This is a genomic window from Methylocystis borbori (assembly GCF_036576025.1).
Taxonomy (GTDB): domain Bacteria; phylum Pseudomonadota; class Alphaproteobacteria; order Rhizobiales; family Beijerinckiaceae; genus Methylocystis; species Methylocystis borbori.
In genome coordinates this window covers 51,009-69,521 of the sequence record NZ_JAZHYN010000006.1, presented here as the reverse complement: position 1 = coordinate 69,521, position 18,513 = coordinate 51,009, and the positions used below count along the sequence as shown (strand labels likewise).

Genomic DNA, 18,513 nt, shown 5'->3' with positions numbered 1-18,513 from the left:
GTTAAAGATAATATGGTTTACGGAAACTATATTCCGCAGGGGCGAATATGGGCCGTTATCATGAGGAGCTGACGCGGCGGTTTTTGATGGGCGGGCGACAAGAGGCGCTCGACGAGCGGCCGACGCCCGCCCGGCGGAAATATGCCGCGCCAAAGCCCGCCGACGCACTGAGATCGTCATCGATGGAAACCGCAATGCCTCATCCCGGCGAAATCCTCGCCCGCCATTTGCGCGATCTTGGGCTCACGGCTTCCGACCTCGCGCGCGACATCGACGTGCCGGTCAATCGCGTCACAGCGATCATCAACGGCCAGCGCGGCGTCACCGCCGACACTGCGCTTCGCCTCGGCCATTGGTTCGGCGTCGAGCCGGAGGACTGGCTGGAATTGCAAACGCAGTATGAGCTGGCTCTGGCGCGAAGCGCCTCGGGCGCCAGGATCAAATCGCTGCCAAGCCTCGCCGACCGGCGGCAAGAATAGGAGATGCGCGCGGCCGCCGCCCGTCGCGGAGAGAGCTTTCTCGACGAATTGCGGCTTTTCGCCGAGTTCGGCGCAAAGACCGGCGTCGCCGTCGAGGACGATATTCCCTATTACACAAACGCCTATTGGACGGCGGGGCAGCGGCGCGCGCATTCCCTGCATGAAATCAGCTATCGCGCCTGTTTCAAGCCGCAACTGCCGGCCTTCTTCATCGGCCGCCTGACGCAGCCGGGCGAGACGGTCTGCGATCCCTTCATGGGGCGTGGGACGACGGCGCTAGAGGCGGCGTTGATGGGGCGCAGGCCTGTCGGCTCGGACGCCAATCCGCTCTCGCTGATGCTGACGCGCCCACGCCTGCGGCCGCCGACAATCGAGGATATCGCCGCGCGGCTCGACGCCGCGCCCTGGGGAAGCGGCGAAATCGAGCGGGACGATCTGCTAGCGTTTTACCACGACGAAACGCTGCGCCAGATTTGCGCGCTTCGGCGCTATTTGCTGGCGCGCGCGCAAGCGGGCGCGCTCGACGCCGTCGACGAGTGGATCAGAATGGTCGCGCTCAATCGCCTGACCGGCCATTCGCCAGGATTTTTCTCGGTCTACACCATGCCGCCCAATCAGGCCGTTTCAGTGAAGGCGCAATTGAAGATCAATGCGCGGCGGGGGCAGGCGCCGCCGCCCCGCGACATCGCCGCGCTGATCTTGAAAAAATCGCGCGCCTTGCTCGCCGGCGGCGCGCCGCCGCTCGCGGCGGAGCCGCGCCTCGCAGTTGCCGACGCGGCGCGGCTCGATCATCTTGAGGCTGGATGCGTCGATCTTGTCGTCACCTCGCCGCCTTTTCTCGATGTCGTTGACTATCGAGCCGACAACTGGCTGCGCAACTGGTTCGCGGGCGTCGGACAAGATCGGATCGTCCTCTCGCAACTTCGCGCGCCTGAAGATTGGTCGGCGATGACCCGCGGGGTTTTTGAAGAATTCGCGCGCGTCGTCCGGCGCGGCGGCCATGTCGTCTATGAGGTCGGCGAGGTGAGAGGCGGCGCGCTGCCGCTCGAAAGGCTCGTCTGGCGCGCGCTTGAAGGCTTGCCCTTCGCGCGCCTCGGCGTCCTCGTCAATCAACAGTCTTTCACGAAGACCAGCAATTGCTGGGGAGTCGACAACAACGCCAAGGGCGTCAACAGCAACCGCGCGGTGATCGCGCGGCGCCTGTGACGCCCCATCAACCGGCGCGCAACAGGCGCACGGCCTCGTCACGCTCGAAGAGATAGAGGAGAGCGCGCAGAGCCGCTCCGCGTTCGCTCACAAGATCGGGGTCGCGGCGCAGGATGAGTTCGGCGTCGTCGCGCGCGATGGCGAGCAGGCGCGCATGGGCGGAAAGATCGGCGAGGCGAAAGCCCGGCAGTCCCGCCTGCCGCACGCCGAGAATTTCGCCTTCGCCGCGCAGCCTCAAATCCTCTTCCGCGATTCGGAATCCGTCTTCCGTCTGGCGTATCGTGGTCAGGCGCGCCTTGGCGGCTTCGCTTAAGGGGCCCTTATACAGCAGGAGGCAGGAGGATTCGCCTTTGCCGCGCCCGACGCGGCCCCGCAACTGATGCAATTGCGCGAGGCCGAAACGCTCGGCGTGCTCGATCACCATGATCGTCGCTTCGGGAACGTCGACGCCGACTTCGATCACCGTGGTCGCCACGAGTATTTTGATCTCGCCGCGCTGGAAGCCTTCCATGACGGCGTCTTTCTCCGCGCCCTTCATGCGGCCGTGGACAAGACCGACGGAGGCGCCGAAATATGTGACGAGGTCCGCATGACGCGCCTCGGCGGCGGCGAGATCGAGCTCTTCGTTTTCCTCGACGAGCGGGCAGACCCAATAGGCGCGCGCGCCTTGCGCCAGCGCGCGTTGAAGACCCCCCACGACCTCGCCGATCCGATCCGCCGGCAGCGCGCGGGTCGAGACGGACGTGCGCCCCGGCGGCTTTTCGTCGAGCGCGGAACAATCCATGTCGCCGAATGCCGTCAAGGCGAGCGTGCGCGGAATGGGCGTCGCCGTCATCACCAGCACGTCGACGCCGTCCCCCTTGGCGCCGAGCGCAAGGCGCTGCTCAACGCCGAAACGATGCTGTTCGTCGACGACGGCGAGGCCGAGGTCGTGAAAGGCGAGATCGCCCTGAACCAGCGCATGGGTGCCGATGACGACGTCGATCTCCCCGGCGCCGATCGCGGCGTGAAGGCCGGCGCGCTCGCTGGGCTTGACGCGGCCGGTGAGAAGCGCGATCCGCAAGCCGGCGCCCTCGAACAGCGGCGCGAGGCGCTCGTAATGCTGGCGCGCGAGTATTTCCGTCGGCGCCATCAGCGCGCTTTGCCGCCCGCTTTCCGCGACGCGGGCGATGGCAAGCGCCGCAACGATCGTCTTGCCGGAGCCGACATCCCCCTGCACGAGCCGCAGCATCCGCTTGTCGGAGGCGAGGTCGGCGTCGATGTCCTTCAATGTGCGCCGCTGCGCGCCGGTGAGGCGGAAGGGCAGCGCGGCTTCGATCGCGCGCGTGAAGCGCCCGTCGCCGATGTGGGCGCGTCCGGCGGGGCGCCGCAGCTTGGCGCGGATAAGCCGCAGGGCGAGCTGGCTCGCGAGCAATTCGTCAAGCGCGAGCCGCTGGCGCGCCGGATGCTGCACGGAAAGCGCGCCAGCGTTTTCTGGCCGGTGCGCGGCGCGCAGCGCCTCGACGAAGGGCGGAAGCTTATTAGCGGCGAGGACGCTCGCATCCTGCCATTCGGGAAGCGCCGGAAGGCGTGCCAAGGCCTCTTCCGTCGCGCGCAGGACGTAGCGCGCCTGCAACCCTTCGGTGAGGCCGTAGACGGCCTCGAAGACGGGAAGCTTGGCGAAGCCCGCCTCGTCCAGCACGCGGTCGGGATGGACGATCTGCCGGCGCCCGTCGTAAAGCTCGATGCGGCCCGAAATCCAGCGCGTCGCGCCCAGCGGCAGGCTACGCTCGATCCAGTCCTGATTGGCGAGAAAGAACACGAGCTCCACATCGCCGGTTTCGTCTTCCACCAATACGCGATAGGGCGCCTTGGAATAACGCCCCTGCGGGCGGCGAAGCTCGGCGACCCTGACCTTCAGCACCACCATCGTATCGAGGGGCGCGGCGGCGATCGTCGGCCGCGCGCTGCGGTCGATGACGTTTGACGGAAGATGGAAAAGCAGGTCGAGGACGCGCGCCTCGCCGCCCGGCTTCGCGAGCAGCCGGTCGAAGAGCTTCGCGGTCTTGGGGCCGACGCCCGGAAGCGCGGCGACCCGGCCGAAGAGCGGATCGAGCAGGGACGGACGCATGGCGCTTCAGCCTATCGAGGCGGCCATCGCCGGAAGCGCGTCAATTGATCTCCGCGTCATAACTCGGCGCTCCATCCGCGCCTTTATAGGTGAAATGCCACCACTCGCGCGGATAATTCTCGAAGCCGTGCCGCCGCATCAGCGCGAGGAGCGCGTCGCGATTGGCGCGGGCCTTTTGCGAGCTTTCAGCCGCGGTCCAGGAACGGGGGTCGAAGAAATCGAAAGGCGTGCCGAAGTCCCAGCCGCGCACCCCGATGTCGACGGCAAGACCAGTCGAATGCATCGACCGTTCGGCGATATAGCCTTCGGCGAAGAGCGCGCTTTTATCGACGCGCGGATAATATTCCGGCTTGGCGCGCTCGTCGGAATTGCGCGACCAGTCGACGAAGGCGGCGACGGCGCGGCGCGGTCGGTAGCAGTCGTAAACGACGAGCGAGAAGCCGCGGCTGCGCGCTTCGGCGGCGGCGGCCGCGAGCGCCTTGGCGGCGTCGGCGCGCAGCCAGCATTGCGGCGCGCCATAGCCGGGCACGGGCGCCCCGGTGAAATTATGGGGCCCCGCGTAGCGCATTTCCTGCAGGAGATCCGGCGCAATCTCGGCGAGGCGCAGGAAGCCGGGCGGCGGCTCGCCGGCATAGGCCTGGGCGCAGGGCGCGGCGAGCGTCGCGAGAAGGGGAGCGATCATTTTCCGCATCGCGGCCTCAGCTGGTTTCAACCCAAATCCACGCGGACGACGCCCGACCATTCGTCAGCCGCTTCCTTAAGAGATGGCGTCCGTCAATCGCTCCGTCGCCATTATCCCTTGGCTTTGGCGAGGCCGCCATGCGCCGCCGACCAGGCGACGGGATCGGCGATGAAGGCTTCGACTTCGTTGAGCGCATTCTCCGGAAAATATTTATGCGCGCGCGCGACCGCGAGCACGTCGCGCCATGTCGCGAGCGCGTGCAGCGTAATGCCCATCGCCGCGAGCTCCTCGCGGGCGCCAGCGAAAATATCGTAAAAGAAGAAGACGAAGACATGGTCGCAGCGCTGGCCGGAATCGCGCAGCGCCTGCACGAAATCCTTTTTCGAGCCGCCGTCGGTCGCAAGGTCCTCGACGAGCAGCGCCCGACCGCCTTCCTTCAGATCGCCCTCGATGCGGGCGTTGCGGCCAAAGCCCTTGGGCTTTTTGCGCACATATTGCATCGGCAGCATCAGGCTGTCGGCGATCCAGGCGGCGAAGGGAATGCCGGCTGTTTCGCCGCCCGCGATAATGTCGAGCGACTCATAGCCGATCTCGCGTTCGACGCATTGCGTCGCGAAATCGATCAGGCGCCGCCGCAGCCGCGGAAAGCCGATGATCTTGCGCATGTCGATATAGACGGGCGACGCCCAGCCAGCCGTGGTGATGAAGGGCTTCTCGACATTGACCAGCACGGCCTCTACTTCGATCAGGGCCTTGGCGGTTTCTTCTGCGGCGGTCTGGCGGTCGGCGGACATGGGCGGGCGGCCTCGCTGGAATATTTGACGCGCGGCTATAGCCTATTTCGTCCCGTCGCGCGCGGGCTTCTGGCCGAAAAGAATTTCTCGCTCCAGCGCCGAGAAATCGACCCGCGCCCGCTCGTAGGGCGCCCCGGCGGCATAGGCGCGCGCAACCGCCGGCCGCGCCCTTATCGCCTCGAACCAGCGCTTGAGATGCGGAAAATCCGCCAAATCCTGCCCCTGGTCCTCATGCGGGACGACCCAGGGATAGCTTGCGACGTCGGCGATGGAATAGTCGCCGGCGAGATAGGGGGTTTTGGCGAGCTGGGCGTCCATCACGCCATAAAGCCGGCCGGTTTCGTTGCGGTAGCGTTCGATGGCGTAGGGGATTTTCGCTGGCGCATATTTGGCGAAATGGTGGTTCTGGCCCGCCATGGGGCCAAGCCCGCCGACCTGCCAGAAGAGCCATTGCAAGACGCGCGCGCGCCCGCGAATGTCCCCTGGAAGGAGCCGACCCGTCTTCTCGGCGAGGTAAAGCAGGATTGCGCCGGATTCGAAAATCGCGACCTCGGCGCCGCCGTCGGCCGGCGCGCGGTCGACGATCGCGGGCATTCGATTATTGGGCGAAATCGCGAGAAACTCGGGTTTGAACTGATCGCCCTTGGAAATGTCCACCGGCTTGATGCGGTAGGCGAGTCCGGTCTCCTCGAGGAAGACCGTGATTTTATGGCCATTGGGCGTCGGCCAGTAGTAGAGATCGATCATGAATGCCGGTCCGCCTAGGAAAGCGCGCTCCGTGTTGTAGGCCGAAGCGCCGCAAGATCAATCGCCTTATTTTCATGCTATCTTAATTCAAAAGGAAGCTGTCGATGGCCGTCAGAATATCCAAAATCCTTCTCGTCGCTTCTATCGGCGCGCTCCTTTTGCTCATCGCGTTGGATAATGTTTTCGACTACAATACGAATTACGAAATCGTCAGCCATGTCATGTCGATGGACGAGGTGCCGCGCGACAGCGTCATCTCCTGGCGGTCGATCACGAATCCGACGCTGCATAAGCTGCTCTACGGCTTCATCATCTTCACCGAATTCGCTGCGGCGGCGCTCTGCCTCGCGGGCGCCGGGAAATTGTGGCGCGAGCGGCGCGCGGAGGCCGTTCGTTTCAATGCCGCCAAAAATATCGCCGTGGCGGGCCTCGCACTCGGGCTCGGGCTCTATCTTTTCGGCTTCTTGGGCGTCGGCGGCGAATGGTTCCAGATGTGGCGATCCGCGACCTACAATATGCAGCAGGCCGCCTTCCGCTTCATCGGCAGCATCGGATTGGTCCTGCTTTTTGTGCACCAGCGCGACGATTGAGCGCGGCGGATAACGCATTTTGCATGCGTCCCGTTTTTAATATCGACGCGTTCGTCTCAGCCGAACCGGCGCCCGCTTCGGCCGGAAATGCTTTTAGAGCCGCTTGAGCATATTGTAGCCGAGCAGGCCGCCGAGCCCGATTCCGACAATAGCGGCGACCGGCCCAGCTATAGCGACGCCCGTTAGGCCGCCAAGGACGGCGCCAACGCCGGCGAAAAGATATTTATTCTTCTGGACGGTGGGATTGTTCTGATCGTCGTCGGTCATGGTCGTGCCCCTTTTGTCACCGTCAAAGGAGATTGGCGGCCGCCGCGCGAAATCAAGGGGGAACTAAACCTGAAGCGCCGATAAATCCGCCCAGCGGCGGAATATTCCCAGCGTCCCCCGCGCGCAATTTTTTATGGCGGCCTACGGGATTTTTTCGAATGGACATGGTTCAATAGCGCGTAAAACGCGGAGGACATTATGCGTGCGCGCAAATTTCTGGCGGGCGGATGCGTCGCGCTTCTTCTCGCCGCCCTGTCGGTTTCGGAAGCCTCCGCCTGGCGCAGATATGGCGCTGGCCGCGTCGTGCGCTCCACTGGGCCGGTGCGCCTCGGCCCCTGGGTGCAGGGACCGTGGGATTATGATCCGCGCTATTACGACTGGAGCGCCGCCGCCATGGCCTTGAACGCCGGCCTCGGCCCCTATCCCCCGTCAAACGAATGGTATCCCTGGGGCTATGCCGCCCCTTATGAGCCCGTCGGCCGCAAATGCGTGGCGAATGAAATCAATGTGAGCCTCGGCGGCGACTATGCGCGCTATCAGCGGGTGCGCTCGACGCTTTACTGCCCGAATTGATTTCTGCGCCGGACAAATCGTCGGACGTCATAATCGTCGCCGCCTGTAAGCCCGTTGATTAATGGCCCAGGGATAGATGCGACAGACGGAAGATGCTGGAGAGTAGCTTTATCGCGAAGCCGACGAGCCCCGAGCCGCCGTAGAAATCGCTTTTGTTAAGTTGGACGAAAACATAGGCCGGGGCGTCAGAATCATTGGTCAGCTCGCAAACAAAAAATCCCTCGCGGGCGCGTATCGATTCGAAAAGGATTGCGACGGCGGCGGCGAATTCACGAAGTCGCCTGCGGAACGAGTTGTCGGCGTTCGTTTTTGTCGACGCCGAAACAATCCCATTCGCTGTAGCGCGGCCGTGTTTGACTGCGGCGAGCATCCGATCCTCGGGGTGCGCCTGGCTGGTTGGCCGCAGCTTGGAAACGATATTGGCGGTCGTCGCAATGACGTTTCCCAGAGCGTAGTCACGACTCTCGCCAGGCTCGATCCTTTCGCACCAAATCATCGTCTTGCCGGCGAGACATAAAATTGCGGGGTTCCACAAATCGTCAACAGGGCGGGTCATATAGACATAGGGCGCTCGCGCCCAACTCATCGTCGAAGCGTCACATGGGACCGATTGAATCGCGACATTGGAGGATGAACAAAGATAGGCAGGCTGGAGAAACAGAAGAGGCGGCGAACGCTCACGCGCGAATTTTGTCAGGTCGATTTTCTCGACGACATTGCCTTCTCCCGCTGTCAGCAAAATCTCCTTTTGTTTTTCCAAGGCGGCTATCCGATTTAATTTCACGTCTCCGCCGCCAAAACACACATAAAGAAACGTGGCGAACTCATTCGCGATCCATGAGCGTTTCGGTACAGAATGGGGACTTTGGCGGGGAATAGTCAGCGTTCCAGGCCATCGGCAAACAGACCTGCTGGGCCGATCGAAAAAGGACGTATCGGGACCGAGGGTCACCACGAGACCCTCCCTTGCATCCAGCAGGCGGAAGTCGCTCTCCCCTTGCCGCAGGGAAATTTGTTGCGGATCAGAAAACGGGTTTCCCATGAAGGTGCGAAACCCGAGGTCGATAAAGTGGATCGGCGTCAAATACATGCGCGGCATCCTCCGGCCAATCTTTGAGGATTTTAAATGTTGGAAGATCGTCGCTTCGTCTGATCGTAAAGCTTACGTTCGCATGTGCAGAAGCGATCGTCCGTACAACGCGAATTGCCAGCGTTCGTTCCGCGACCATTCGCCTCAAAATTGGCCTTGACCGCGGTCCCTTTTCGTCAGGAGCCTGGCGTGGCGACGCCTCGCGGATCGAGGAAGGACCCAGTCCCATCAGGCCGGCGGCCAGAGCAAAGATCGACAATTATAATTAATTGATATATTTTATTAAATTGAATTAAATGGTGCCCCTGGCCGGAGTCGAACCAGCACTCCTTGCGGAACTCGATTTTGAGTCGAGCGCGTCTACCAATTCCGCCACAGGGGCCTTGGCCGGCAGGAGCGCCGGCGAAGCGGCGCGGATATTAGCCGCGCCGCTTCGCCCGTCAACCCGGCGTCAAGCTTCTTTCGGCCAGACTTACATGCTATGCGCTGCGGCCAAAGCAGCGCCGCCGCCGGAGACAAATGAAAAAGCTCTACGACTGGACCATGTCGCTCGCCGCGAGCAAGCGCGCGCCCCTCGCGCTCGGGGCCATCGCCTTCGCGGAAAGCTCCTTCTTTCCCGTGCCGCCTGACGTGATCCTCGTGCCGATGACGCTCGCCGAGCCGAAGAAGGCCTGGTATTTCGCCGCCATCTGCACCATCGCTTCGGTCGCGGGCGGGGCGCTCGGCTACGCCTTCGGCGCGCTTTTCTACGACACGATCGGGCAATGGCTCATCAATCTCTACGGCTATGCCGAGAAGATGGAGGCGCTGCGCGAATTCTATGCGCAATGGGGCGCGATTTTCATTCTGGTCAAGGGTTTCACGCCGATTCCCTATAAGCTCGTCACCATCGTCTCGGGGCTGCTCGCCTATAATTTCCCGCTGTTCATCGCGCTTTCCATCATAACGCGCGGGGCGCGCTTCTTCGTGCTGGCGGCCGCGATCAATCGCTTCGGCGACCCCATCCGCTCTAAGCTCGAAAGCCATTTCGGAATTTTCATGGGCTCGCTTGCCGTGATCGTCGTCGCAGGCTTCGCGCTCGCGGCGAAAATGTTTTGAGGCGGCAAGAGGGCCAAATGAACTGGCGCGGCGCGCTCGATCGCCTGGCGGACCCGAGCAATGCGGCGCTGCTGATCCTCGCCGCCGCCGTCGCGACGATCGGCGGGGCCTTCGCCTATGAGGCGCGAGGATTTCTGCCCTGCGAACTCTGCTACAAGGAGCGCATTCCCTATTACGCCGCCTTCGCGCTCGCGCCGCTCGCGGCGTTCCTGTCGCAGACCGGGAGGGCCGCGGCCGCTCGCGGGGCCTTTCTGTTGATGGCGCTGCTCTTCGCCGGCGACGCCGCGCTCTCGATCTATCATTCGGGCGTCGAATGGAAGATTTTTGCCGGGCCTTCGGATTGCTCGGGCGCGCTGACGGCGGCGCCTTCGGTCGAGGATTTCATGAAGCAGCTTCAGACCGTGAAGGTCGTGCGTTGCGACGAGCCGACGCTATGGGTGCTGGGCCTCACGCTCGCAAATTGGAACGTCTTCATCTCGGCGGCGCTGGCGGCGCTCGCCGTTTGCGCGTGCAGCAGTTCAACCGCGCTCGTCACCCCGCCGCGAGGCGCGCCCGCGCCCTGAGCTTCTCCGTCTCGCTCTTCAACTGGCCGCAGGCGGCGAGAATGTCGCGTCCGCGCGGGGTGCGCACGGGGCTGGCGTAACCGGCGTTGAAGACGATGTCGGAAAAGCGCTCGATCGTCTCCCAGTCGGAACATTCGTAAGGCGCGCCCGGCCAGGGATTGAAGGGAATGAGATTGATCTTGGCCGGCATCCCTTTCAGGAGGCGCACCAGCTCCTTCGCCTCGGCGGGGGAGTCGTTGACGCCCTTCAGCATTACATATTCGAAGGTGATGCGCCGGGCGTTCGACGCGCCTGGATAGTCGCGGCAGGCCTGCAAAAGCGCGTGAATCGGATATTTCTTGTTGAGCGGCACCAGCGCATTGCGCAGATCGTCGCGCACGGCGTGAAGCGAGATGGCGAGCGCCGGGCCGCATTCGGCGCCGAGCCGCTCGATCTGCGGGACGACGCCGGAGGTCGAGACGGTGATGCGGCGCTTGGAGAGCGACAGCCCATCGCCGTCGGCCATGACGTCGACCGCCGCCATGACATTGTCGGGGTTATAGAGCGGTTCGCCCATGCCCATGAAGACGATGTTGGAGACGGCGCGCACGCCTTCGCCCGCGGGCGTCAGCCCGTCGGTAGGCCTTTCGCGGCCGGGAAAATCCCCAAGACGCTGGCGGGCGACGAGCAATTGTCCGACGATTTCGGCCGTCGTCAGATTGCGCACGAGCTTTTGCGTGCCGGTATGGCAGAAGCTGCAATTCAGGGTGCAGCCCACTTGCGAGGAGACGCAGAGCGTGCCCCGGTCGCTTTCCGGGATATAGACGCATTCGATCTCCGCGCCCTTGTCCTGCACGTCGACAGGGGCGAGCCGCAGCAGCCATTTGCGCGTGCCGTCGCTCGAGACCTGCTCCTCGACGATTTCCGGCAGGCGCAGGGCGAAGGCGTCGGCGAGCCGCGCCCGCAGCGCCTTGGAGACATTGAGCATCTCGTCAAAGTCGCGTGCGCCGCGAAAATAGATCCAGTGCCAGAGCTGCGCCACGCGCATGCGGATTTCGCGCTCGGGCAGGCCGAGCGCGCGCAAGGAGTCTGCGATCTCGGCGCGGGTCATCCCGGCGAGCGAAGGCTGAACTGCAAGCGTTGATGCGGCGGAAGCGGCAAGGGCGGTCATGAAATCCTCTAACGGCGCCCCCTATATATCACGCCGCAGGCGAAATTTTCACGGGAGTCGCCATGAAGCCTTTACTTATCCGCGCGGCCGTCGCCTTGGGTTTCATCGCCCTTTATCTCTGGCTGGCGATCCTGGGCGAGGGCGGGTTCGCCGCCTATTTTTCCAGTCCGGCGCGAACGGGGCTCGCCGTCGTATTGATCTTCATGGGCGTCGCCTCGGCCTTCGTCGGCGGCAATATCAGTCCAGGCCTGCGCGAGGATCGCGCCAATCGATGGGTCATTCCGGCTCTTATGATTGTCGGGCTCGTCGGCGCCTATCTGCCGGCATGGGCGGACCAGCAAGGCGTTTGGCTATTGGATGGCGAAGCGGTTCGATGGCTTGGCGTGGCGCTCCTTGCAGCGGGCGGCGCGCTGCGCCTTTGGCCCGTGGCCGTGCTCGGCCACCGCTTCAGTGGACTTGTCGCGATCCAGCCGGGGCATCAACTGGTGACGACCGGGCTCTATAGTCGCATCCGCCATCCGAGCTATCTCGGCCTTTTCATCTCGGCCTTCGGCTGGGGATTGGCGTTTAATACGGGCGTCGGCGTTCTCTTGGCTTTGCTCAATATTCCCCCGCTCGTCGCGCGCATGAATTCGGAAGAACGCCTGTTGAGCTCCGAGTTCGGCGCGGAATATGACGCCTATCGCGCGCGGACGGCGCGGCTTATTCCGGGCGTCTATTGATCGCGAAGGCGGCTCCTATCATCATCGCCGCAATTGCGTAAAGGAGTCGCCTCATGAACCGTCTGCTGTCGCTCGCGACGCTGTTTGGCCTGCTTGTGGCGACGCTTGCGCAAGCCGATGAACGCATAAGGCTCAAGGTTGGCGCGAGCGCGCTCTTCTCGCTCCAGGAAAATATCACGACTGGCTATTCCTGGCGGACCGACAGCGAAGCGAGCGAAGGACTCGACCTAATCGCGATCGCCGACGCCGGCCGCAGCGGCGCGCCTTCCAAAATGGTCGGAAGCCCTAGCGTTCGGCATTGGAAAATCACCGCGCTCAAGCCGGGCCAAGCGCAGATCGTCTTCGTTTATCAGCGGCCGTGGGAGCCCGCGCCCGTTCAAACCCGGCGCGTGGAGGTAGAGGTTGCGCCTTAGCTGCGCTCTTCGCTGGCGCTCGGCTTCCCATTATTGCGCTTTTATCAATCGGTCGTATTCAGTGTGGGTTCCGATCCAGAACCAGACAAAGCCGTCATCCGCTTCGACTGCCAGAGCGCGATGTCTGATCCCGACGCCTTCGAGTTTTCTTGAGATGAAGCGAAGGGTGTTGCGGATTGCTTTTGAGCAGCGCGAAATTCTTGTTCGCCAATTCCCGAATTTCTTTTGGTAGACGATCATAGGCCGCCCAAAAATCTTGGGAAGCGTAATGCTTCACAGAGCTTTCGTCCGGCCGGCCTTGTGGTCCAAAAGCGCCTTCTCCCCCAATCCATCCAGCTGGCCCGTTTTGGCGTCGCGCTCGATCTCCGCATCCCAGGCGTGGGCGTCGAGTTCCTCGAACCACGCCCGAAACTTCGCAAGCTCCTCCGGGGAGAGGCTCGACACCGCGGCCTCGATCTTCGCAAGCTTCGTCATGGCTTCCTCGTATGCGCCTTCGACAAACCTATCCCTTCACTGCGGCGGCTTCAATTGCTTCATCGCATCCTCCAGCCGCATGGCGCCAGAGCCGGGCTTCGCGGGCTTTTGCTGGCTTTCATGCGGCGCCCAGCCGGAGACCCAGACGATCTCAAAGCTCGCGCGCACGCGCCCGTCTGGGTCAGCGTGACGCGCCGCGTAAATTTGCGCGGCGCGCGTGAGCATGTCGCGGCGCAGCGGCTTGCGGGCGCGCATCGTCAGAACATTGGCGGCGCCCATGGCGCGCAAATCCGCAATGAGCTCGAAGAGCGAATCATAGCGCAGCGTGAAACTGTCGACATCGGCGACGGGCAAGGCGAAGCCGGCTCGCTGCAGCAGCGCGCCCATGTCGCGCACGTCGGCGAAGGGCGAGACGCGCGGGCTGGCGCCCCCGGTGATTTCCTCCTCGGCCTGCGCAAAAACCGCCCTAAGCTCCACAAGACTCGCGCCGCCGGCGAGACAGGCGAGGAACAGCCCATCCGGCGCGAGCATGCGTCTGACTTGAACGAGAACGCCGGGAAGGTCGTTCGCCCATTGTAGCGCCATGCCGGAGACAATGAGATCGAAGGCGGCGGGCGCAAAGGGCGGCGCCTCTTCGTCGGCGATCACATCGCCGCCATAACGGCTGGCGCGCCAGGGCGGCGTGCGGCCACTCTCTATGACGGCGCGAGAAAAATGCGACGTCGGCGAGCCGAGATCGAGCGAGCGAGGAAATTCCCGCTTCACCGTCAGCAGCCGGTCGAGCAGATCGTCGGCCGCGCGCCTGAGTAGGAAGTCGGGGCCGCCGCGCTCTATGGCGCGCGACAGGCGTCGGCGCAGCAACGCGCGATCGAAGATGCGGGGCGGGGCGGCGGTCTCGCTCATGTCGTCCTATCTCGCGCCGATGGTCCAACTGCAAGCGCAGGCATGCGCAAATTTTGACGACAATGCGTCTGAAATACGGCGTTAGGCGCAGAGCGAAGCGCCGGCTGAGCCGCATAAACCCAGCAGCGTCTTAACGTTAAGCGCTAACCTGAAGACGCGGAACGTTTCGACAGAAAGATGGCGAAAGTTAGAATGACGCTATCTGTCAGTGTGAGCGCTGGGGTTAACAAGGATCATTCGTCATGCGTATCGCGTTCTTCGTTCCCGCATCATCCCGCCACGCCAAGCCGCAAATTGGCGCCTTCCGTCTTCTCCTTCTCGCCGCCGTCTCTGCGATCGGCCTGAGCGCCGCCCCGCAGACCGCTTCGGCGGCGCGCAGCGTCGTCTCCTTCTCGCCGGAGGTGGAGCCGGGCACGATCGTGATCAGCGCCAACAAGCGCCGCCTTTTTCTCGTCGTCGACCGGGGCGTGGCCTACAGCTATCCGGTCGCCGTTCCCAAACACGGCAAGGAATGGTCGGGCACGACCTCGGTCGGCGGCAAATATGTCAATCCCGACTGGGTGCCGCCGCCGGTCGTGAAGGCGGATCATCCCGAATTGCCGAATTTCATTCCCGGCGGCTCGCCGCGCAATCCGATGGGCGTGCGCGCGCTCACGCTCGGCTATGGCGATGTCGCCATTCACGGCACGACGCATAAGATGCGCGCGTCGATCGGCACGGCGGCCTCCTATGGCTGCATCCGCATGCTCAATGAGGATGTCTCTGATCTATATGAACGCGTCGACGTCGGCGCGCCGGTGATCATGTCGCATTAAGCCAGCGCGCTACCAGGCGCGTCGTCCAACGCTCGCGTCCGGCGGGCGCTGGATCGACGCGCCGCTAGGCTTGCGAGGGGGCCGCCGACTGTGGCTGGATTGCCACACTCCACTGCAAAAGACTTTTGATCTGCAAAAGCCATAGCCGCGATATGCCATGCGTGAATATTTATTCATCGCGCCAATAGGGCAATATCGGGCCGGGCAGCAGCATGGCTAATCCTTTTCCTGGAAGGTGGATTTTTTATGCGGCCGCGCTCATCGTTGTGGCAATCAGCGCTCCGGCATACGCTCAGAGCCTAGGTTCGTTAACTCTGCCTCCTGGTCAAATCGTTACTGGTCCGGTCGCCTATGGCCAGTCGCTTTGGAACAAAGATTGCCCGCCAGGTCAGACGGTGACGAAATGTCAGGGCCAGGTTTACCCGTCGATTACGAACGGGCACGACGCCGATACTTACCTGTTGCCTTATACTTGGCCCTCGACGACGACGCCCCCTTTCGTCGATTCACCGCTCGCCGCCGTGGCTGTGGTTTGGACCTCGACGCCAACCCAATATGTGCGTTTTTACGACGCTACGAGCAATCCGGCCGGGAGCTGGGTTGTGCCGTCCAACCAAGTGCGCGGTTTGACCCCAGAGCAAATTAAGGACGTTTTGGCGCTGCCTACCACTCCCACAATGCAGACCATCGCCTTACTGCCCGCCCACACTTGTATCCTCCTTGGGCAAGCGGGCCCCATTACGGACTCGCAACAAGTTCAACCACACGGCTTCTGGGGAAACGGAGGCGCGATTCAGGGCTACTTAATCGGCCAAAGCCCAAGCGGATGTGGGCCGAGCTCTGATCCCTTGTTTATCGACCAAAGCAACTTCGTCAATCGGCAATCCATCGGACTTTTCGCGCTGGCTTATGGCCCTCGGGCCGGGGGCGGCAATCCTGGGACGGTGGCCTTCGCCCTCGACCACGCGATTTTTCCTGCGCAATTCACCGATATGGACGGCGTCTACAACGCCCTTGATCTCCTCAACTATGGAGATTCCGGCTCCTTGCGTTACGCATTGAGGCAGTTGGACGGCGAGGTTAACGCTAATGTGGCGTCGATCGCGATCGGGGCAGGACGCATGTTCGCGCAGGTTCTGCGAGATCAAATTCATTTGGGCCGGGTCCCAACCGTTCCGCGCTTGGCGAATGGTTGGCGGCCCTGGATAAGCGGATTTGGGGGCGCGGCCTCGCTATATGGAAGCCAAGATTTTGAGGGATTACGCTTCTCCGGCGGCGGAGCGGCCGTCGGAGCGGATTACCTTTTCAGTCCCGCGCTTCTCGTTGGTTTGAGCGCGGCCTACACGCGTAGCTCTTTCGGTTTGAATGGCGTTTCCGGCTCGGGAAATCTTGATAGCTATTCCATAGGATCTTATGCGGGATATGCTTCGAACGATGTCTATATCGACGCGGCTTTGGGATACTCCTACAACCAAACGGCGGTTAGCCGCAGCATCGCCTTCCCCGGACTTGCGCGAACGGCGACCGCGAGTTTCAACAACGACTCCCTGCTTTCCACGGCGGAAGTCGGCTATGATTTTCACTGGAGCGATAGGCTGACAACCGCGCCTTTTGCGTCGTTTCAAAGCATTGTGTTTTTTGCGAGAGGTTTTTCGGAGCAAGGAGCTGGAGCCGTCAATCTCAATGTCACGCAGCGTACGGTGGCGACGGCAATGAGCGCTTTGGGCGCAGAGCTTTCCTATGGTTTGCCTCTTGGCTTGAGCGCTCCCTTGACTCTCTCTGGGCGAGCCGGCTGGGCGCATGATTTCGCCGATGTGCATCGGAAGGTCCTGCAAAACTTCCAAGGCGCGCTGCGCACTGATTTTTGGGCGGAGGGCGCGCGATGGCCGCGTAACGCCGCAGCGGTTGGAGCCAAACTAACCCTCTCCATTGCCGAAGCCGATCTCTTTATTCGCTATGACGGCATGTTTTCGAACAATGCGGACATCTTTAGCGCGACAGGCGGCGCGGCAATAAGATTTTGAAGGCGCTTATGCCTTAGCTAAGCGAAGCGTCGGCTTTTCCTTCAAGGCTCCGCCGCCCAAACGAAAAAGCGATTCTTTCGAATCGCATGCGATCGAAAGTTTGCGCGGCGTCGAGGACCGGGCGACGAAAAATCCTTCTTCTCCAAAGATTTTTTATCGCGAACGCCGCCTCTTGCTGTGGAAGAGAGGGCGGGCGCCGATTTACGCCCAAGAGCGAATCCAGCAGTCTCCGCCGCGAAAGAACCGGCGAAGAAATCTACGCGATGGGAGAACGACCATCATCCTCGCAAGCGACGACGCACTGCTTTCTAGCGTCATGGTTGATGTGGAGTATAGTGACGGCAAGAGTTGATTCGCTCTCGAATCAAATGCTTGAAAAGGAGGCGCCTCCTCGGAAGCAGCATTGTCGCTCGTTTGTTTAGTCGCCGCGTTCTGCTGACATTTACAAAAAGGTTGGCACATGCTGATCGCAACAGAAAAAGAAATGGAACGCGCCGAACATCCCGTGGATGTTGTGGAGCAACTGGCGGCCACCAACGACTGGTCTTTCGACAGAGACGATGAAGATGAAATCTCCATTTCCGTCGCCGGCGCATGGACGGAATATCACGTCGCCTTCACCTGGCTTCCCGACCTCGAAACCCTGCATGTGAGCTGCGCTTTCGATCTCAAGGCGCCGGAGCGCCGGCGCGGCGAGGTGATGTCGCTCGTCAACGCCATCAACGAGCAGATGTGGATCGGCCATTTCGACTTCTGGCCGAAGGAGGGCGTCGCCATGCACCGGCACGGGCTGATCCTCACCGGCGGCGCGCAGCCGTCGGCGACGCAATGCGCAGCGCTGCTCGACAATGCGCTGCAGGCCTGCGAGCGGCATTATCAGGCCTTCCAATTCGTGCTCTGGGCCGGGAAAAGCGCGAAGGAGGCGCTCGAGGCCGCGAATTTCGAGACGAAGGGCGAGGCGTGAGCGCCGAAGGGGCGTTGCGCGGCGCGTCGATCGCGCTGATCGGCGCCGGCAATATGGGCCTTGCTTTGCTTGAAGGCTGGGCCGCGCATGGCCTCTCCGGCCCCGACGCGGCGATCGTCGAGCCGCAGCCTTCGCTCAGGCTTCAATCGTTGTGCGCCGCGCACGGCTTTTTGCTTAACGGCGCAACGGCGCCGCGCGACGCCGTGCTTCTCGCCGTCAAGCCGCAGATGCTGGAAGCCGGCGCGGAGACGGCGGCGTCTTTCATCGGCGAGGAGACGGTCGTCGTCTCCATCCTTGCCGGCAAGCGCATCGCCGATCTTGCGGGACGTCTTCCGGACGCGCGCGCCATCGTCCGGGCCATGCCCAATACGCCAGCGGCCATCGGACGCGGCGTCACCGGCGCTTACGCCAACCCCGAGACCGGCCCAGCCCAGCGCGCGCTCGCCGACGCGCTGCTCGCCACTGTTGGCGGCGTCGAATGGGTCGAGAGCGAAGCGCTGATCGACGCCGTCACCGCCGTGTCGGGATCTGGCCCCGCTTACGTCTTCTATCTCGTTGAATGTCTCACCGCGGCCGGCGTCGACGCAGGCCTGCCGGAAGCGCTCGCCGGCCGGCTCGCGCGCGCAACCGTCGAAGGCGCCGGCGAATTGTTGCATCGCCAGTCCGAAACAAGCGCCGAGACCTTGCGCCAGCGCGTGACCTCTCCCGGCGGCACCACGGCGGCGGCGCTCGAAGTTTTATCGGCGAGCGACGGCTTGGCTGCGCTCATGCGCCGCGCCGTCGCCGCGGCCAAGCGCCGGGCCGGCGAACTTTCGGGTTGATTAACCCGCTTGCCTTGTCCTGCCGCGG

At 62.8% G+C, this 18,513-nt stretch carries 21 protein-coding genes and 1 tRNA gene; 12 read left to right on the top strand and 10 right to left on the bottom strand.

What is annotated here, in order from left to right; all coding sequences use genetic code 11:
• Positions 1-194 precede the first annotated feature (194 nt).
• Together V3H18_RS03470 and V3H18_RS03465 are read left to right on the top strand one after the other, a co-directional pair.
• Positions 195-479 carry a HigA family addiction module antitoxin gene (locus V3H18_RS03470; protein ID WP_332080498.1) on the top strand — a complete coding sequence of 95 codons (285 nt, stop codon included), beginning with the start codon at positions 195-197 and terminating at the stop codon, positions 477-479.
• A gap of 3 nt (positions 480-482) precedes the next feature.
• Positions 483-1,685 carry a DNA methyltransferase gene (locus tag V3H18_RS03465; RefSeq protein WP_332080497.1) on the top strand — a complete coding sequence of 401 codons (1,203 nt, stop codon included), beginning with the start codon at positions 483-485 and terminating at the stop codon, positions 1,683-1,685.
• Positions 1,686-1,692: 7 nt separating this feature from the next.
• Here the strand turns inward: V3H18_RS03465 and recG are convergent, their stop codons facing one another.
• The 4 genes from recG to V3H18_RS03445 all read right to left on the bottom strand — a co-directional run bounded on the left by recG (position 1,693) and on the right by V3H18_RS03445 (position 6,018).
• Positions 1,693-3,795 (bottom strand): ATP-dependent DNA helicase RecG, encoded by a 2,103-nt coding sequence (recG, locus tag V3H18_RS03460; RefSeq protein ID WP_332080496.1) that lies wholly within the window; start codon positions 3,793-3,795, stop codon positions 1,693-1,695.
• 40 nt (positions 3,796-3,835) lie between these two features.
• A complete protein-coding gene (locus tag V3H18_RS03455) occupies positions 3,836-4,486 on the bottom strand; it encodes a M15 family metallopeptidase (RefSeq protein WP_332080495.1) in 651 nt (216 codons plus the stop codon).
• 101 nt (positions 4,487-4,587) lie between these two features.
• Positions 4,588-5,271, bottom strand: coding sequence for an orotate phosphoribosyltransferase (locus V3H18_RS03450; RefSeq protein WP_332080494.1), 684 nt, complete (start codon positions 5,269-5,271; stop codon positions 4,588-4,590).
• 42 nt (positions 5,272-5,313) lie between these two features.
• Positions 5,314-6,018 (bottom strand): glutathione S-transferase N-terminal domain-containing protein, encoded by a 705-nt coding sequence (locus V3H18_RS03445; protein WP_332080493.1) that lies wholly within the window; start codon positions 6,016-6,018, stop codon positions 5,314-5,316.
• A 104-nt stretch (positions 6,019-6,122) separates the two neighbouring features.
• Between V3H18_RS03445 and V3H18_RS03440 the strand changes: the two genes are divergently transcribed.
• Entirely contained in the window at positions 6,123-6,608 is a 486-nt protein-coding gene (locus V3H18_RS03440; protein WP_332080492.1) for a DUF2165 domain-containing protein, read from the top strand.
• A gap of 93 nt (positions 6,609-6,701) precedes the next feature.
• Here V3H18_RS03440 and V3H18_RS03435 read toward each other — a convergent pair whose 3' ends face one another.
• Positions 6,702-6,875, bottom strand: coding sequence for a hypothetical protein (locus V3H18_RS03435; RefSeq protein ID WP_332080491.1), 174 nt, complete (start codon positions 6,873-6,875; stop codon positions 6,702-6,704).
• A gap of 198 nt (positions 6,876-7,073) precedes the next feature.
• Here V3H18_RS03435 and V3H18_RS03430 point away from each other — a divergent pair, with 198 nt between their 5' ends.
• Positions 7,074-7,448 (top strand): hypothetical protein, encoded by a 375-nt coding sequence (locus tag V3H18_RS03430; RefSeq protein WP_332080490.1) that lies wholly within the window; start codon positions 7,074-7,076, stop codon positions 7,446-7,448.
• 58 nt (positions 7,449-7,506) lie between these two features.
• On the opposite strand, the gene V3H18_RS03425 is transcribed toward V3H18_RS03430, so the two are convergent.
• Together V3H18_RS03425 and V3H18_RS03420 are read right to left on the bottom strand one after the other, a co-directional pair.
• Positions 7,507-8,538: a hypothetical protein gene (locus V3H18_RS03425; protein WP_332080489.1), complete on the bottom strand. Its 1,032-nt coding sequence runs from the start codon at positions 8,536-8,538 to the stop codon at positions 7,507-7,509.
• 297 nt (positions 8,539-8,835) lie between these two features.
• Positions 8,836-8,920, bottom strand: a tRNA-Leu gene (locus V3H18_RS03420).
• Positions 8,921-9,057: 137 nt separating this feature from the next.
• On the opposite strand from V3H18_RS03420, the gene V3H18_RS03415 reads away from it, so the two are divergent.
• Together V3H18_RS03415 and V3H18_RS03410 are read left to right on the top strand one after the other, a co-directional pair.
• On the top strand, positions 9,058-9,636 hold the full coding sequence (locus tag V3H18_RS03415) for a YqaA family protein (protein WP_332080488.1): 579 nt from the start codon (positions 9,058-9,060) through the stop codon (positions 9,634-9,636).
• Between the two features lie 17 nt (positions 9,637-9,653).
• Entirely contained in the window at positions 9,654-10,199 is a 546-nt protein-coding gene (locus tag V3H18_RS03410) for a disulfide bond formation protein B (protein ID WP_332080487.1), read from the top strand.
• Here the strand turns inward: V3H18_RS03410 and rlmN are convergent.
• The gene (gene rlmN / locus V3H18_RS03405; protein ID WP_332080486.1) at positions 10,168-11,349 is read right to left on the bottom strand and encodes a 23S rRNA (adenine(2503)-C(2))-methyltransferase RlmN; all 1,182 of its coding nucleotides are present in this window, start codon (positions 11,347-11,349) and stop codon (positions 10,168-10,170) included. The two genes, V3H18_RS03410 and rlmN, sit on opposite strands and share 32 nt — an antisense overlap.
• 62 nt (positions 11,350-11,411) lie before the next feature.
• Between rlmN and V3H18_RS03400 the strand changes: the two genes are divergently transcribed.
• On the top strand, positions 11,412-12,071 hold the full coding sequence (locus V3H18_RS03400; RefSeq protein ID WP_332080485.1) for a methyltransferase family protein: 660 nt from the start codon (positions 11,412-11,414) through the stop codon (positions 12,069-12,071).
• Positions 12,072-12,124: 53 nt separating this feature from the next.
• The gene (locus tag V3H18_RS03395; RefSeq protein WP_332080484.1) at positions 12,125-12,484 is read left to right on the top strand and encodes a protease inhibitor I42 family protein; all 360 of its coding nucleotides are present in this window, start codon (positions 12,125-12,127) and stop codon (positions 12,482-12,484) included.
• 273 nt (positions 12,485-12,757) lie between these two features.
• On the opposite strand, the gene V3H18_RS03390 is transcribed toward V3H18_RS03395, so the two are convergent.
• Together V3H18_RS03390 and V3H18_RS03385 are read right to left on the bottom strand one after the other, a co-directional pair.
• On the bottom strand, positions 12,758-12,958 hold the full coding sequence (locus V3H18_RS03390) for a hypothetical protein (RefSeq protein ID WP_332080483.1): 201 nt from the start codon (positions 12,956-12,958) through the stop codon (positions 12,758-12,760).
• A gap of 36 nt (positions 12,959-12,994) precedes the next feature.
• Positions 12,995-13,861, bottom strand: a complete 867-nt coding sequence (locus tag V3H18_RS03385; RefSeq protein ID WP_332080482.1) for a methyltransferase domain-containing protein — start codon at positions 13,859-13,861, stop codon at positions 12,995-12,997.
• Between the two features lie 242 nt (positions 13,862-14,103).
• Between V3H18_RS03385 and V3H18_RS03380 the strand changes: the two genes are divergently transcribed.
• The 4 genes from V3H18_RS03380 to proC all read left to right on the top strand — a co-directional run bounded on the left by V3H18_RS03380 (position 14,104) and on the right by proC (position 18,485).
• Entirely contained in the window at positions 14,104-14,676 is a 573-nt protein-coding gene (locus V3H18_RS03380; protein ID WP_332080481.1) for a L,D-transpeptidase, read from the top strand.
• Positions 14,677-14,888: 212 nt separating this feature from the next.
• On the top strand, positions 14,889-16,700 hold the full coding sequence (locus tag V3H18_RS03375) for an autotransporter outer membrane beta-barrel domain-containing protein (protein WP_332080480.1): 1,812 nt from the start codon (positions 14,889-14,891) through the stop codon (positions 16,698-16,700).
• Between the two features lie 460 nt (positions 16,701-17,160).
• The gene (locus tag V3H18_RS03370) at positions 17,161-17,664 is read left to right on the top strand and encodes a type III secretion system chaperone family protein (RefSeq protein WP_332080479.1); all 504 of its coding nucleotides are present in this window, start codon (positions 17,161-17,163) and stop codon (positions 17,662-17,664) included.
• Positions 17,661-18,485, top strand: a complete 825-nt coding sequence (proC, locus tag V3H18_RS03365; RefSeq protein WP_332080478.1) for a pyrroline-5-carboxylate reductase — start codon at positions 17,661-17,663, stop codon at positions 18,483-18,485. Before V3H18_RS03370 ends, proC begins: the two co-directional genes overlap by 4 nt.
• Positions 18,486-18,513 lie beyond the last annotated feature (28 nt).

Bases quoted from the DNA above. Each gene is read 5' to 3' on its own strand.
- V3H18_RS03470 (WP_332080498.1), top strand. From the start codon at position 195: ATGCCTCATCCCGGCGAAATCCTCGCCCGCCATTTGCGCGATCTTGGG.
- V3H18_RS03465 (WP_332080497.1), top strand. From the start codon at position 483: ATGCGCGCGGCCGCCGCCCGTCGCGGAGAGAGCTTTCTCGACGAATTG.
- recG (WP_332080496.1), bottom strand. From the start codon at position 3,795: ATGCGTCCGTCCCTGCTCGATCCGCTCTTCGGCCGGGTCGCCGCGCTT.
- V3H18_RS03455 (WP_332080495.1), bottom strand. From the start codon at position 4,486: ATGCGGAAAATGATCGCTCCCCTTCTCGCGACGCTCGCCGCGCCCTGC.
- V3H18_RS03450 (WP_332080494.1), bottom strand. From the start codon at position 5,271: ATGTCCGCCGACCGCCAGACCGCCGCAGAAGAAACCGCCAAGGCCCTG.
- V3H18_RS03445 (WP_332080493.1), bottom strand. From the start codon at position 6,018: ATGATCGATCTCTACTACTGGCCGACGCCCAATGGCCATAAAATCACG.
- V3H18_RS03440 (WP_332080492.1), top strand. From the start codon at position 6,123: ATGGCCGTCAGAATATCCAAAATCCTTCTCGTCGCTTCTATCGGCGCG.
- V3H18_RS03435 (WP_332080491.1), bottom strand. From the start codon at position 6,875: ATGACCGACGACGATCAGAACAATCCCACCGTCCAGAAGAATAAATAT.
- V3H18_RS03430 (WP_332080490.1), top strand. From the start codon at position 7,074: ATGCGTGCGCGCAAATTTCTGGCGGGCGGATGCGTCGCGCTTCTTCTC.
- V3H18_RS03425 (WP_332080489.1), bottom strand. From the start codon at position 8,538: ATGTATTTGACGCCGATCCACTTTATCGACCTCGGGTTTCGCACCTTC.
- V3H18_RS03415 (WP_332080488.1), top strand. From the start codon at position 9,058: ATGAAAAAGCTCTACGACTGGACCATGTCGCTCGCCGCGAGCAAGCGC.
- V3H18_RS03410 (WP_332080487.1), top strand. From the start codon at position 9,654: ATGAACTGGCGCGGCGCGCTCGATCGCCTGGCGGACCCGAGCAATGCG.
- rlmN (WP_332080486.1), bottom strand. From the start codon at position 11,349: ATGACCGCCCTTGCCGCTTCCGCCGCATCAACGCTTGCAGTTCAGCCT.
- V3H18_RS03400 (WP_332080485.1), top strand. From the start codon at position 11,412: ATGAAGCCTTTACTTATCCGCGCGGCCGTCGCCTTGGGTTTCATCGCC.
- V3H18_RS03395 (WP_332080484.1), top strand. From the start codon at position 12,125: ATGAACCGTCTGCTGTCGCTCGCGACGCTGTTTGGCCTGCTTGTGGCG.
- V3H18_RS03390 (WP_332080483.1), bottom strand. From the start codon at position 12,958: ATGACGAAGCTTGCGAAGATCGAGGCCGCGGTGTCGAGCCTCTCCCCG.
- V3H18_RS03385 (WP_332080482.1), bottom strand. From the start codon at position 13,861: ATGAGCGAGACCGCCGCCCCGCCCCGCATCTTCGATCGCGCGTTGCTG.
- V3H18_RS03380 (WP_332080481.1), top strand. From the start codon at position 14,104: ATGCGTATCGCGTTCTTCGTTCCCGCATCATCCCGCCACGCCAAGCCG.
- V3H18_RS03375 (WP_332080480.1), top strand. From the start codon at position 14,889: ATGGCTAATCCTTTTCCTGGAAGGTGGATTTTTTATGCGGCCGCGCTC.
- V3H18_RS03370 (WP_332080479.1), top strand. From the start codon at position 17,161: ATGCTGATCGCAACAGAAAAAGAAATGGAACGCGCCGAACATCCCGTG.